Raw genomic sequence first — 13,176 nt, 5'->3', positions numbered from 1 at the left:
TCGAAAAGATGCAACGAATAGCTCTCCTCACGGTCTTCATCGGATGCTGTACAAGTCACAGTCTCAGCTTCTTTTGCCAACTTCTTTAACTCACTGACTACAGCCTTCTTATCTGCCGGAACCTCATATTTTTGTTTAAATTTATTTTCGGTATCAATTGCGTCATCGGTTTTTACCAAATCACGAATATGCCCATAACTAGACTTCACAAGAAAGTCACTTCCTAAATATCCCTCTATCGTCTTAGCCTTCGCCGGCGACTCTACAATTAATAAGTTTTTAATCATTTAATGTGTTAAGATTTTTGCAAATAAAAGTAATTCAAAATGGAATGACAATAATTTTTGATTTTATTCAATATAAAACTAAAAAAACCAATGTCCGCTTGCTAAATCCAATAAGTAGAATATAGCAAACACTACCGAGCTACACCATTGGTAGTCATGAAAGTCTTGTCCACCCGCGATAAATCCTTTAAACTTACAATGCGGTGTTGATAGACCAACAAACCGCCGTAAAACAATACTCCTAAATAATATAAAAGACCTACTTCTATGTAGAAAATAGGCAATACAATAAGGATAAAGGATAATACGTGCAATATCTCGGAAATACGCAAAGCTTTAGCTCCTCCAAAATTTGCAGGTATGGAATTTAATCCATGCGCCCTGTCAAACTCTTCATCCTGCAACGCATAAATGATATCGAAACCACTTACCCAAGTTAATACTGCAAGACCATATAATATAGGCACAATATGAAACTGTCCTGTAACAACCATGTAAGCACCTACCGGCGCTAAGCCCAATCCAAGCCCTAACACCAGATGGCATAATGGCGAGATTCTCTTCATATAGGAATAAAATAACACCACAAATAAGGCTACAGGCGATAATGCCATACATAAGGGATTTATAAAATAGGTTGCCACCACAAAAATAAGACAATTTACTATCGTAAAGCGTAAAGCCTGCTGTGGCGTAACACGCCCTGCGGGAATATCCCTTACTGCTGTACGAGGATTCAGCGCATCAATATCTCTGTCTAAGTAACGGTTGAAGGCCATAGCTGCATTTCGCGCCGTAACCATACATACCAACATCAATACCAATAAAGACCAACGGAACTCAACGTCTGTGGTGCTTACTGCTAAAAAAAATCCTATAAAGGCAAAAGGCAACGCAAAAACACTGTGTGCAAAAAGCACCAATGACATATATTTCCTCATAACTTAAATACTCTTTGTTGGCGGTACAAATGCCGCATTAATATCTGCAATAGTGTCAAGAATAGGTTCCAACCCTGTTTTCTCCTCCGAAGATGTCAGAAAACGTGGTGGCACTTCTTCAAACCATTTTAACAAGGCTCTACGGAATTTAGCCATATTTTGGTCACATTTCACACGCGACAGCTTGTCTGCTTTCGTAAAAATCAACATAAACGGAAGACCGTTTTCTCCGAGCCAACAACAAAAATCCAAATCAATCTTCTGTGGCTCCAAACGCGAATCGATAAGCACAAATACACATTGCAGATTCTCCCTCGTAGTAAGATATTTGCGGATAAACTTTTCCCAGTCCGCCCTGTTTTTCTTGGAAGTCTGCGCATAACCATAGCCCGGCAAATCCACGAGATACCACTCCTTATTAATTATAAAATGATTGATTAGCTGTGTCTTGCCCGGCTTTTGGGAAGTCTTCGCCAGCTCCTTCCTTCCTGTAAGGGCGTTTATCAAAGAGGATTTCCCTACATTTGAACGTCCAATAAATGCATATTCAGGTAAATTTGGAGCAGGCAACTTATTCACCTGGGTATTGCTACAAACGAATTCTGCGGTTTTTACTACCATAAAACAAAGGTAGAATTAATTTTATATAATATAAAAGTCGTATCTTTTCGAACTTATTTTTTTCTATTAAGATTTTATTTCCATAAGATACATTCATAATGATGCTCTCATTACAGAATATAGTAAAAGACTATGCTAATTATCGGGCGTTAGACACGTAAGCATTGATGTTCCGAAAGGTAAAATATTTGGTCTTCTAGGTCCTAATGGTGCTGGTAAGACTTCTCTGATTCGAATAATAAATCAGATTACCGCTCCCGATGAAGGTGTCGTATACTTTGATAACGAAATCCTGTCTCCCAAACACATTGAACAAATAGGATATCTTCCGGAAGAAAGAGGTCTATACAAGAAAATGAAAGTGGGTGAACAAATGATTTATCTAGCTCAGCTAAAAGGTCTTAACAGAATTGATGCAAAGAAAAAGTTAAATTACTGGTTCGACAAATTGAATATCGCCGACTGGTGGAACAAAACTATTGAAGACCTAAGCAAAGGCATGCAACAAAAAGTACAGTTTGTCGCTACCGTAATCCATGAGCCGCGGTTGATTATTTTGGATGAGCCTTTCTCAGGCTTCGACCCGGTCAACGCACAAATCATTCAGGATGAAATCCTAGAGCTCAATCATAAAGGAGCCACCATCATCTATTCTACTCATCGCATGGAAACTGTAGAAGAGCTGTGCGACAACATTGCCTTAATTAATAAATCACGTAAGATACTGGACGGCGCACTCTACGAAATCAAAAGCCAATACAAAAACCAGACATACACCATAGAATTCCTGAAAAGCAATGTCAGTATTCAGTCAAACGAAAGCTTTGAACTGATAGAAACAACAGAAAATCATGATATTACACGTATAAAAATAAAACTCAAAATCCCTCACACCATCAATGATGTATTATTGTCACTTATCCCTCATGTGCAGATACATCAAGTGCAGGAAATAATACCTACTATTCATGATATTTTTATAGAAAAAGTAACACAAACTTCTATCTATGAACAAAATTAAACTTATCATACAAAGAGAATACATCACACGAGTTAGAAAAAAATCTTTTCTGCTTACCACTTTTATTGTACCACTCTTTTTTATAGGGATGTACATTGGGGTAATCTTTTTGACCAAGAAAAGTTTTGAAGATAGCCATGCTTTTGTTTATATCGTCGATGATACCCAAGAGGTCATCCACAAGTTAAACTCCTCAAAGAATGTCACTTATCTCAAAGAATCTCAAGATTTACAACAACAGATTGCAAAGCTAGGAGAGAAAAAACATACCAGCATACTATATATTCCTGGGGACTTCTATGAAAGCATGAAAGTAGAATATCTGTCGCAGGATAAACCTAACATAAATGTACAATCAGAAATCAAAGATACGCTTAACAAAATCATAACAGACAAAAAATACGAACAGCTCGGCATCTCACCTGACATCCGGAACAGTATAAAGAGCAAGGTCATCATGAATGCTAAAGAAATCCGTGCTGACGGTAAAGCTGAAGACTCCAATACAGAAGTTGCTATGGTAATAGCTATGGCCCTATCTATCTTAGTTTATATTACCTTGTTCCTATATGGTGCTCAGGTGATGAGAGGCATCATAGAAGAAAAAAGCAACCGCATCGTCGAAGTTATCATCTCTTCGGTAAAACCTTTTCAGCTGATGATGGGCAAAATCATAGGCATAGGGCTGGTAGGGCTTACCCAATTTGCCTTATGGATTGTAGTATCGCTATCCTTGGCAGGCGTAGCATCGACCTTTTTGATATCAAAGCAGGAACTTACCCAAGAAGTCTTCGGCAACAAAATGCCTGTAGATACCCTAACTGTCTCTTCCGTTGAAGCCTCCGGCGATATGGCAGAAATCATGGCGATGTTTCAGACTGTTAATTTTACAGAAATTATCGTTTGTTTCTTTATCTTCTTCCTCGGAGGATACTTAATTTACAGTGCGCTCTTTGCTGCCGTAGGGTCGGCCGTAGATAGCGAAACCGAAGCTTCTCAGTTTACTATGCCTATAACTATGCCGCTCCTGCTCACCTATGCCTTATCATTTGGGGTGCTCATCAACGATCCGAACGGCGCAATAGCCATGTGGTTAAGCTTCATCCCTTTTACATCTCCCATAGCGATGTTGGTACGCATTCCTTTTGGGGTACCATTATGGCAAATTATCCTGTCCGCTTCCTTATTGGTCGTTGGTTTTATCTTTACAACCTGGGTGGCAGCCCGTATTTACAGAGTAGGAATTTTAATGCACGGCAAGAAAGCTTCCTATAAAGAGTTGATAAAATGGTTTAAATATAAAAGCTAAACCCTATTTTTGTCCACCTAAACAAATTTTTATACTACTATGTCAAAACTTATTAATCTACGTTCTTTTAAAGAGTTTTTCGAATCCAGTACAGGAGGAGGAATATTATTGATGGTCTGTGTTGTTTTAGCCTTGATCGTGGCCAACTCTCCTCTCGGCGACAGTTTGCTGACTTTACTCTCGACACAAGTAGGTTTTGAAAATGAATCTATCCATCTTAAATATTCTATCAAACAATGGATTGACGATGGCCTTATGGCTATTTTCTTTCTATTAGTAGGTTTAGAAATTAAAAGAGAGCTGGTAGAAGGCGAATTGGCCTCACCCAAGAAAGCCGCTCTTCCCATTTTTGCGGCAATAGGTGGTGCCTTGCTTCCGGCAGCTATCTATGGCATATTAAATTTCTCTGAAGACACCCATCACGGATGGGGTATTCCTATGGCTACGGATATAGCCTTTGCTCTTGCGGTAATTTCCATGCTTGACAAACGTGTGCCTGCAAGTCTAAAAGTTTTCTTGGCAGCCTTAGCCATCGTGGATGACTTATTAGCCATATTGGTAATTGCCATATTTTACTCATCCGACTTACATCTAACTTATCTGCTTTATGCCGGAATTTTATTCCTCATCCAGATAGGTTTCAATAAGTTTGGGGTAAAAAATATCTTAGCATATGTGATTCCAGGAGTCTTCATGTGGTATTTCATACATCACTCTGGCGTTCACGCCACGATAGCAGGTGTATTGACGGCAATGACCCTTCCAACGACAGAAGACGATGTAGAGTCTCCTCTGGAAAGATTAGAACATCTTATAGCCAAACCTGTAAACTTCATCATCATCCCGCTGTTTGCATTTGTGAATACCGCTATAGTGTTAAGTGCCGATATGTTTGGAGGGCTTACCTCACGTATGGGAATGGGTATAATCTTGGGATTAATATTAGGAAAATCCCTAGGGATATTATCCACTTGTTGGATCTGCGTGAAATCAGGGGTTTCTTCCTTGCCTGAAGGAGCCAAATGGTCTCATATGTTCGGGGTAGGACTACTGGGAGGTATAGGCTTCACAATGTCCATTTTCGTGTCCATGCTTTCTTTTTCGGATGCTCTTCACATTGAAGAAGCCAAGTTAGCCATTTTGGTAGCCTCCCTATTAGCAGGTGTATTGGGATATCTATACCTAAAATGATAAGCAAAAAATCCATTTAGTGTAGAATTTTCACTACCATAAAATAAAAGATATAGCTTCTGCTATAGGCTCATTGACAATAATTTGTTAATTTTAATATAAGGTCAAAAACATAAAACTATTCATAAACCTAAATACAATATTAAGATGAGCAAATTAGATGAAAAAATCGCTGCCTACGTAGCAGAAGCAAAAAAATTAAATCTGGATTTAGATGAATCATTGATTGCTGCAGTGACAAAAGGTTTAGGACCGTCAATCTATAATGCAGATGCTGAAACCATCGCTGCATCAGACAAATCAGAATTGGAGCGTATAAAAACCAATTTCCTGATTAAAAAGCTAGGACTCAAAGACGATGGAAAGCTTGACGCAGCCTTAGAAGAGGTCATCGAAGCCGTAGGCAAATCCAACAGAAATAAGTATAGGGCTATCGTCTATGCTTTGCTAGTGAAAAAATTCAAAAAAAGAGTCTGTATATAAATAAAAGCAACAAATATCATTAATGAAAAGGTATTTTAGGAGTTCTAAAATGCCTTTTTGTATTTTATGAGTTGCTGCTGTAGCTTTTGCTTTCCCTCTTGCGTTATATCTACAAAAGAAAGAATAACAGATTATGATGAAATCGAGGATATTAAAAGTATTATTTGCAGCATGCATTGCTGTAACCACTACGCTACAACAAAGCTGTCTTAAAGACGATTTAGATTATTCCAATGTTCCGCAAGCCGGTTTTACCATGATCAACCTTTATGATCAAGCAGACGGCATCATCCACAAAGCGGACAACAACTACATACAGGCTATGAACAGCCCTCTTCAATACAAAGGAATCAACTTCGTTTATTTATATCCTGGAAACAGAAGGATACAAACTCTATCCCTGAACGGAAATGTGCTGCTGGATAGTGTATATACGATTAAAGACAGTTTACTATATACATCTGTCGTTTTCAGCAAACCTAACGCTACGGTAGGACAACTACTTATTGACGACCAACTTGTAGAAAACCTAGAGGACAGTCAAGTGGCTTTACGCTTCTTCAACTTGGCCAAAAGCAATATTACCGCAGATGTATTTGTAGACAATACTCAACTTATTGATGACAGAACATTCGACGGCATTCCGACCAGCAACCATGACAAATTCGACTTCGTGAAGGCATCAGCCACAGCACAGAAAATAATCGTAAAAAACCAACAAGATGAAGTTGTGGCTGAAAAAGAACTTAAACTAAATGCACGAAGACAGTACAGTATATTCTTGATAAATAAAGAAGAAAGTAATACTTATGAAATCCTCATCTTTGAGCAGTACCGCTTATAAAAAAGTTACACCCGTTTTAATCAATATATCTATTTAATTTCTCTGACAAAGTCTTCCAGTCCTTGGAAGACTTTTTTATTATGGTTAGCTCCTAAAACGCTTGTCCTACCTCTTCGCTTTGAAAGCGATGATAACGATGATTAGTAAATGTCTTTTGATGATGGAAATTGACTTAAAACAGAAAAAGCTTCATCATGATGATGAAGCTTCCCTTGCGGAGAGTGAGGGATTCGAACCCCCGGACCTGTTACAGTCAACGGTTTTCAAGACCGCCGCATTCGACCACTCTGCCAACTCTCCGCCACAAAAGTAGAAATTCCCTCTCGATTTCCAAAATTTATTTTAAGATAAAAAGCAGTTTCTTGCCATGATTAGGCCAGTATTTTGGAAATTAAGACTTTACAAATTGCAAGTCAGCAGTAAATTTCACTTCTTCCGATACCATTACTCCTCCGGTTTCCAAAGCCGCATTCCAAGTAAGGCCGAAATCTGTCCTATTAATTTTACCTTGTACTGTATAGCCCACCTTATCATTACCCAAGGATCCTTGGCAGTGCCCCCATACTCGATATCAAAAGTAACTGACTTAGTGACATCCCTTATCGTCAGATCGCCAGTTATCTTATAGCTATCCTCATCATCTTTACTGATAGACGTAGATTTGAACGTGATATAAGGATAGGTAGCCACATCAAAGAAGTCGGAACTCTTTAGATGCTGGTCACGCTGATCGTTGTTGGTGCTTATAGAACTAACATCTATCTTAACTTCTACCGAAGACTTTTCAAAGTCTTTCTCATCCTCGGTAACATTGATTTCGAAAGCACTGAACTGTCCTTTAACGGTAGAAATCATCATGTGGCGCACTTTAAATTCTATTTCACTGTGCGCATTATCCAATTGCCATGTTGCCATAATTGTTATTTTTTTAAGTTTTAGACCCTGTTTTACGATTTATTATAAAGTTAGGAGTAACGCTGTTTTTGTATCTTAATATAGATTAAAGATTTTCAAAAAAAATATTGTATTGTGTAGCAAAGAGTTATTCAAAATTCAACAAATTTTGGTCTGGAAATTTTGCAAATTCTAATCAAAATACTACTTTTGTGTTACCAAAACGAAGCGCCAATAGCTCAGCTGGATAGAGCAACGGTTTTCTAAACCGTCGGTCAGGGGTTCGAATCCCTTTTGGCGTACTTCTTTTGAAAGCCTCTCCTTAAGGAGAGGTCTTTTTTTATAGTAATATTTCTAACACTCAATTTTCGAACCAAATTTTCAATAAAAAAGCTGCCCCACCTTTGAAGCAGCTTTCTCTACCTTCAGCTTTATGCCTTAATTATATCTTACTAAAGAGTAAATATTCTCACTAAAACGATGGAGACGTCCCTCCCCTTTCAAAAAGTCAAGACTTATCAAAAACGAAAATCCGGCCACATGACCGCCCAACTTTTCAATAAGTTTGGCTGCCGCCACTACTGTACCTCCAGTTGCCAACAGATCGTCGTGGATAAGCACATTGCTGCCTTGCGGAAAGGCATCCTCATGCACCTCTATAGTAGCCTGTCCATATTCCAGTTTGTAAGACTCTGCTACAGTCTTTGCCGGCAATTTTCCCTGCTTGCGGATAGGCACAAAAGGAATCTTAAGCTTATTGGCAACCATTAATCCGAACAGAAAACCACGACTCTCAATGCCGGCGATAACATCCAGCTTCAGGTGCTTGATTCTGTCCACAAAGGCGTCGACAATATCTTCACACAGCTGAGGGTCTTTGAGAATAGGTGTTATGTCCTTGAAAATAATTCCCGGTTTAGGAAAGTCGGGAATATCACGAATAGCATTTCTTAAGTTCTGCTCAACCATTGCTTAAAATTGTAAATATGGTTCAATTTTACGCAAAAAATCTGGATCAAAAGATTTTATTTCATATAAATCTTCTATGGAACGGAAAGGACCGTGTTGCTTTCTGTAGTTGACGATGGTCTGAGCCTGTTTTCTGCTGATATAGGGATGTTTACTCAAACGCATTTCGTCTGCCTCATTGACAGGAATACGTCGCAACAGGATGGTATCTACCGTTAAAAAAGGAGCATTAGCATCTACGGTTTCTTGCGGCATTCCATACACCTCCTTCAGTTGGCTAACCGAAAAAAAGCCTCCCAGAGCCTCACGAAACTTGACAATACGGGCTGACAGCACCGTACCTATTCCTTTCAATCTCTTCAGTTGGCTCGTATCGGCACTGTTGATTTCTACCAGTAGCGCCTCCCTCTTCTTCGCAGCAGGAGCAGAAGGATTATACCCCGTCGTCCTTCTCTCACTTGCCTCCTCATGCCGTATACGTATATAAGGCTCCAACCTTCGGTAATCATTCTCCGATAGGCTGTAAATTTTCTTCAAGTCTTCCTTCTCATAAAACTTTCCTCCCTTATTCCTATAATTGAGTATTACTTGAATCTTACGGTCAGAAAGCCCCAATTTCCTCCATTCTTCTAAACTTGCCGTATTCGGGTCGAAAGGGAAATAGCTGACCACACGCTTTTCCCCCGAAAAGACAGGAGCTGAATGATCATCAAAAACCTCTTCCTTCGTATATGATGCTCTTTCAGCTTGAAGCTCATAAAGATGATGCGACACTTCTTCCTGAGGACGAAAATGCTTATGTACAAAAAGGCTAACCTGGATCAACGCTATCCCCAGACACAATACGATAAAACCTTTACGTTCGGTCGTCGTAAAATGAAAAAAACTCGAAAAAATGACGCAATTACAAAAAAGTACCGAAAAGAATTGGTTATCTTAAAAACGCTTTATTACTTAAATTTGCAAAAATAATAACGTAAAATTAAAATGTATTTTGTCAATGCACCCTTCTTCCTGCGCTGGTATTATCCCTTCGTCATATGGAACAAAAGTCGAAAAGAGAAGAAAATATATCTCACATTTGACGATGGCCCCATTCCGGAGCTGACACCATGGGTGCTGGACACTTTAAAACAGTACGGAGTTAAGGGAACATTCTTCTGTGTGGGAGAGAATATCGTGAAGCATCCGGAAATCTTCCAACGTATCAAAGAAGAGGGGCATCAGATAGGCAACCATACTTATAATCACCTTCGTGGCTGGGATCATACAGATTCAGAGTATATAGAGAACGTGTACAAGTGTCATGCATTGACAAAATCCAAGCTATTTAGACCTCCCTATGCTCGAGCCAAGAAGTCTCAACTCAAGGTTTTGCGTAAGGATTTCGAATTTATATATTGGGATGTGCTATCTGGAGATTTCGACCTCACTCTATCTCCTGAGAAATGTCTACACAATGTATTGACATATACGCGAAACGGATCTATTATTGTCTTTCACGACAACCTCAAAGCGGTTCCGCGTATACAATATGCTTTGCCAAAAGCTATAGAAATCTTCTTGAAGAAGGGGTATAACTTCGGCACCCTATAAACGAGTTACTCGCGCTCAAACTCTACCCGGAAGCCATACCTCTTTGCCAGACTGACACTGAAATAGCCTAGCGCTCCATTAGAAATGTTAGAAGTAGGGTTTGCTGGTGCTGCACTGCCGGGATTGGTGGATTGCACCTCATTCCAGTATGTAAACACAGGCTTATCTACAATCTGTCTACGCACCACCACAGAATCTCCCCAACGAATATCCTCATCGGAAAGCTGATGTGTCACATATAGTCCGTCATTAAACTTATCGCTATATACACGGGAAAACTTAAACTCTTCTCCATTCACCGAAATGTTGTATTTATAATAGTTGGGCTCATTCTGAGGATCGTAAAACTTTAAAGTTACAGAGTATAATGTATCTGAGAAAATAACATCTTCCACTACGCCTAAGGAATCTACATCGATATACGGATTCACATAGGATGAAGCACGAAACTCTTCCCCTTCGATTGTTACTAACAGGTTATAAGTTCCTTTCTCTCGTGGTCTGAATGTTGCTCTATATCGACCATCGCCAATATGCTGAAAAGTATATATGCGTCCTCTATCATCCGTAACCACTACAGATGCATTCTCCACGGGATTATAACGACGTGCCTCATCGAAAGCTACGGTCTGTGACACCTTAATAATCTGCTCATTGGATAGGTCCGTCAGATCGCCCTCAATGACATAACGGGGATCAGCAGCATTCAGATCCAAATGAATCAACTCTTCACATGAAGTCAATCCCAAAAACAATATACTTATGAATAAAAAAATTACTTGTCTCATGTCTAAAACTTAAAGTTCCAAGTCACCGAAGGAATGATGCCAAATAATGCTATCTTATATGCTTCCGTAATATTAGGGTTGTTTTCATTCTCCCTAAAGTCAATGATATAAGCATTCTTACGGTTATATACATTATACAAGCCGAAGGACCAACTGGACTTGAATCTTTTATCTTTTATCTGTGGCTCATAAGTGGCAGATAGATCCAGTCTATGATAGTCTGGCATTCTATAGCCATTCCGCTCTGTATAATAATACATTGTCTTCTCGTCGACCGTATATTTACCGCTAGGAAACGTTATCGCATTACCTGTATAATAGACGAAGTTAGCTCCCAGATTCCACTTTTCAGTGAGCTTAAACAACCCCACTACGGAGACATCATGCGAACGATCCTGTCGTGCGTTAAACCATCTTCCTTCATTGATCTGATCAAACTGACGTTGGCTTTTCCCTAAGGTATAGCTTACCCATCCATTAAGACGTCCTTTGGTCTTTCGGAGAAACAATTCCAAGCCATAGGCTTCGCCCTGGCCAAAGAGAAGCTCTCCTTCCAGAAACTCGTTGGCCTGCAGATCGGCACCATTTCGGAAATCGATCTGATTACCCATATACTTATAGTATCCTTCTACCGAAAATTCGTACTTGTTGTTGGCGAAATTCTGGAAATAGCCTACCGCCACCTGATCCGCATACTGAGGTTTAATATTTAGACTGCTCAACACATATTGGTCTGTTGGTAACGAAGCCGTAGTGTTGGTAAGCTGATGAAGATTCTGCACTATCCTATTGAAAGAAGCTTTGATACTTTGTCTATCATTAAGAATAAAAGAAGTTGATAGACGCGGCTCCAAACGCAGATAATGTTTTATGACTTCCGACGAATAACTCCTCGAGGAGATAGCCTCTCCCTCTTCATCAAAGGAGTAGAAGGTTCCAGGCCCCATTACCATAAAATCCGTGGCACGCAATCCGTAAAGCATGGACAACCAATAGATGGGGTTCCACTCATGCGTGATATAGGCAGCAAGTTCTATGCCGTGTCTTTTCTGTATAATCAAAGAATTCACGGCTGAAGTTTGCGTAGCCCGTAAACTTGCAGGTGATATCTTCTGCTTCAATGCATTGAATCCGAATTTCAATGTATTCCGGCTGTTTGCATAATAGGAAAAGTCCTGCTTGAGGTTCAGGTTTTCTATTTTGGAATTTATGACAAACTCACTTTCATCGTTATTTACATCCACATTGTAAGTGAAATCACTATAGATAAAGGTGGTGTTGCTGAACAGCTTTTCACTGAAGATATGATTCCAGCGTAAGGTGGCAGTAGCATTTCCCCAGTCGAAGCTGAAAAGGTCCCCATAGCCTAAATCATCCTTCCCGAAGTAACCGGAAGCATAGATCGTATTTTTATCGTTAAGGCGGTAGTTCAGCTTGGCATTTAGGTCGTAGAAGTAAAGTTTACTCTTCTTCACCGTTTCATCTTTGGAAGCCTTCAGAAACATATCGGCATAGGTACGTCGGCCACTGAGCATGAAAGAACTTTTCTCCCGTTGCAAAGGTCCTTCCAGCTTCAGGCGTGAGGCAATAAGGCCTAATCCTCCTTCGCCGGAAAACTTCTTATTATTTCCATCTATCATGTGTATGTCCATCACCGATGAAATACGCCCCCCATATTGCGCCGGAATACCTCCTTTAAAAAGCTCTACATCTTTGATGGCATCCGAATTGAAGGTTGAAAAAAAACCTAAGAGATGGGATGCATTATATACCGTAGCTTCATCCAGCAAGATAAGATTTTGGTCTCCTCCACCACCACGTACGTAAAAGCTCGACGAACCTTCTCCTCCCTTACCTACGCCAGGAAGGGTCTGTATGGTTTTCAAGATATCCCTTTCACCAAAGATGACAGGTACATTTTTTATCTCTTCAATGGTAAAGTTAAAAGCCCCCATCTGTGGACTAATCACATTCTTATTCTGCTTCTTTCCGGATACCACTACCTCTTCAATAGTATTCCCCAGAGGGGTCAGCTCGAAGGAATATCTTTTTTGCTGGTCGGCATTGACCTCTACAGCTAGAGGCTGATAACCCACATAGGATATGAAGAGGCTATCATTGGCCTGTTCTAAATTCCAAACGAAAAAAAAACCGTAAGTGTTGTCCGTAACCAGCCCTATAATTGGACTTTACTTGTAAGGTGGCACCTATCAGCACCTCTCCGGAAGAAGA

Annotated in this window: 14 protein-coding genes, 2 tRNA genes and 1 pseudogene; 7 read left to right on the top strand and 10 right to left on the bottom strand. The window is 39.7% G+C overall.

Annotation, left to right across the window (positions count from 1 at the left end; all coding sequences use genetic code 11):
* From SD31_RS04105 to yihA, 3 genes are all read right to left on the bottom strand, one after another.
* A partial coding sequence (locus SD31_RS04105) for a toprim domain-containing protein (RefSeq protein WP_039053204.1) occupies positions 1 to 287 on the bottom strand: 287 nt, incomplete at its 3' end.
* A gap of 131 nt (positions 288 to 418) precedes the next feature.
* Positions 419 to 1,228, bottom strand: a complete 810-nt coding sequence (locus tag SD31_RS04100; RefSeq protein WP_156138191.1) for a UbiA-like polyprenyltransferase — start codon at positions 1,226 to 1,228, stop codon at positions 419 to 421.
* A gap of 3 nt (positions 1,229 to 1,231) precedes the next feature.
* Positions 1,232 to 1,849, bottom strand: a complete 618-nt coding sequence (gene yihA, locus SD31_RS04095; protein ID WP_039053203.1) for a ribosome biogenesis GTP-binding protein YihA/YsxC — start codon at positions 1,847 to 1,849, stop codon at positions 1,232 to 1,234.
* A gap of 163 nt (positions 1,850 to 2,012) precedes the next feature.
* Between yihA and SD31_RS04090 the strand changes: the two genes are divergently transcribed.
* The 5 genes from SD31_RS04090 (at position 2,013) to SD31_RS04070 (ending at position 6,697) form a co-directional block, all read left to right on the top strand.
* Positions 2,013 to 2,870, top strand: a complete 858-nt coding sequence (locus tag SD31_RS04090; protein ID WP_316929754.1) for an ATP-binding cassette domain-containing protein — start codon at positions 2,013 to 2,015, stop codon at positions 2,868 to 2,870.
* Positions 2,857 to 4,179 (top strand): ABC transporter permease, encoded by a 1,323-nt coding sequence (locus SD31_RS04085; protein WP_039053202.1) that lies wholly within the window; start codon positions 2,857 to 2,859, stop codon positions 4,177 to 4,179. The genes SD31_RS04090 and SD31_RS04085 overlap by 14 nt, the downstream gene beginning before the upstream one ends.
* A gap of 39 nt (positions 4,180 to 4,218) precedes the next feature.
* Positions 4,219 to 5,370: a Na+/H+ antiporter NhaA gene (gene nhaA / locus SD31_RS04080; RefSeq protein WP_039053201.1), complete on the top strand. Its 1,152-nt coding sequence runs from the start codon at positions 4,219 to 4,221 to the stop codon at positions 5,368 to 5,370.
* 147 nt (positions 5,371 to 5,517) lie between these two features.
* Complete coding sequence (locus SD31_RS04075) at positions 5,518 to 5,853, top strand: DUF2853 family protein (RefSeq protein WP_039053200.1); 336 nt, start codon at positions 5,518 to 5,520, stop codon at positions 5,851 to 5,853.
* A 133-nt stretch (positions 5,854 to 5,986) separates the two neighbouring features.
* Positions 5,987 to 6,697 (top strand): hypothetical protein, encoded by a 711-nt coding sequence (locus SD31_RS04070; RefSeq protein WP_156138190.1) that lies wholly within the window; start codon positions 5,987 to 5,989, stop codon positions 6,695 to 6,697.
* A 215-nt stretch (positions 6,698 to 6,912) separates the two neighbouring features.
* On the opposite strand, the gene SD31_RS04065 is transcribed toward SD31_RS04070, so the two are convergent.
* The 3 genes and pseudogenes from SD31_RS04065 to SD31_RS20610 form a co-directional block, all read right to left on the bottom strand.
* Positions 6,913 to 6,997 (bottom strand) — tRNA-Ser (locus SD31_RS04065).
* A gap of 91 nt (positions 6,998 to 7,088) precedes the next feature.
* A complete protein-coding gene (locus tag SD31_RS20615; RefSeq protein WP_316929753.1) occupies positions 7,089 to 7,223 on the bottom strand; it encodes a YceI family protein in 135 nt (44 codons plus the stop codon).
* An 89-nt stretch (positions 7,224 to 7,312) separates the two neighbouring features.
* Positions 7,313 to 7,552 (bottom strand): annotated as a pseudogene (locus tag SD31_RS20610) (YceI family protein); the annotation flags it as partial.
* Positions 7,553 to 7,819: 267 nt separating this feature from the next.
* On the opposite strand from SD31_RS20610, the gene SD31_RS04055 reads away from it, so the two are divergent.
* Positions 7,820 to 7,893, top strand: a tRNA-Arg gene (locus tag SD31_RS04055).
* Between the two features lie 136 nt (positions 7,894 to 8,029).
* Here the strand turns inward: SD31_RS04055 and SD31_RS04050 are convergent.
* A complete protein-coding gene (locus SD31_RS04050; RefSeq protein WP_039053198.1) occupies positions 8,030 to 8,560 on the bottom strand; it encodes an adenine phosphoribosyltransferase in 531 nt (176 codons plus the stop codon).
* Between the two features lie 3 nt (positions 8,561 to 8,563).
* Positions 8,564 to 9,403 (bottom strand): ComEA family DNA-binding protein, encoded by an 840-nt coding sequence (locus SD31_RS04045; RefSeq protein ID WP_082021806.1) that lies wholly within the window; start codon positions 9,401 to 9,403, stop codon positions 8,564 to 8,566.
* A 144-nt stretch (positions 9,404 to 9,547) separates the two neighbouring features.
* Between SD31_RS04045 and SD31_RS04040 the strand changes: the two genes are divergently transcribed.
* The gene (locus SD31_RS04040; RefSeq protein WP_039053196.1) at positions 9,548 to 10,156 is read left to right on the top strand and encodes a polysaccharide deacetylase family protein; all 609 of its coding nucleotides are present in this window, start codon (positions 9,548 to 9,550) and stop codon (positions 10,154 to 10,156) included.
* A gap of 5 nt (positions 10,157 to 10,161) precedes the next feature.
* Here SD31_RS04040 and SD31_RS04035 read toward each other — a convergent pair whose 3' ends face one another.
* A complete protein-coding gene (locus SD31_RS04035; RefSeq protein WP_039053195.1) occupies positions 10,162 to 10,944 on the bottom strand; it encodes a DUF4249 family protein in 783 nt (260 codons plus the stop codon).
* Between the two features lie 2 nt (positions 10,945 to 10,946).
* Entirely contained in the window at positions 10,947 to 13,040 is a 2,094-nt protein-coding gene (locus SD31_RS04030) for a TonB-dependent receptor plug domain-containing protein (protein ID WP_052258633.1), read from the bottom strand.
* Between the last annotated feature and the right edge of the window lie 136 nt (positions 13,041 to 13,176).

The sequence above is a fragment of the Sphingobacterium sp. T2 genome, assembly GCF_000814685.1.
In the GTDB taxonomy this organism is placed as follows: Bacteria; Bacteroidota; Bacteroidia; order Sphingobacteriales; family Sphingobacteriaceae; genus Sphingobacterium; species Sphingobacterium thermophilum.
Note: the sequence above shows the minus strand (reverse complement) of the source record. Positions and strands in the feature narration are given on the sequence as shown.

Coding starts and splice junctions, on each gene's coding strand:
- SD31_RS04075 (WP_039053200.1), top strand. CDS start 5,518: ATGAGCAAATTAGATGAAAAAATCGCTGCCTACGTAGCAGAAGCAAAA.
- SD31_RS04050 (WP_039053198.1), bottom strand. CDS start 8,560: ATGGTTGAGCAGAACTTAAGAAATGCTATTCGTGATATTCCCGACTTT.
- SD31_RS04035 (WP_039053195.1), bottom strand. CDS start 10,944: ATGAGACAAGTAATTTTTTTATTCATAAGTATATTGTTTTTGGGATTG.
- SD31_RS04070 (WP_156138190.1), top strand. CDS start 5,987: ATGATGAAATCGAGGATATTAAAAGTATTATTTGCAGCATGCATTGCT.
- yihA (WP_039053203.1), bottom strand. CDS start 1,849: ATGGTAGTAAAAACCGCAGAATTCGTTTGTAGCAATACCCAGGTGAAT.
- SD31_RS04100 (WP_156138191.1), bottom strand. CDS start 1,228: ATGAGGAAATATATGTCATTGGTGCTTTTTGCACACAGTGTTTTTGCG.
- SD31_RS04040 (WP_039053196.1), top strand. CDS start 9,548: ATGTATTTTGTCAATGCACCCTTCTTCCTGCGCTGGTATTATCCCTTC.
- SD31_RS04085 (WP_039053202.1), top strand. CDS start 2,857: ATGAACAAAATTAAACTTATCATACAAAGAGAATACATCACACGAGTT.
- nhaA (WP_039053201.1), top strand. CDS start 4,219: ATGTCAAAACTTATTAATCTACGTTCTTTTAAAGAGTTTTTCGAATCC.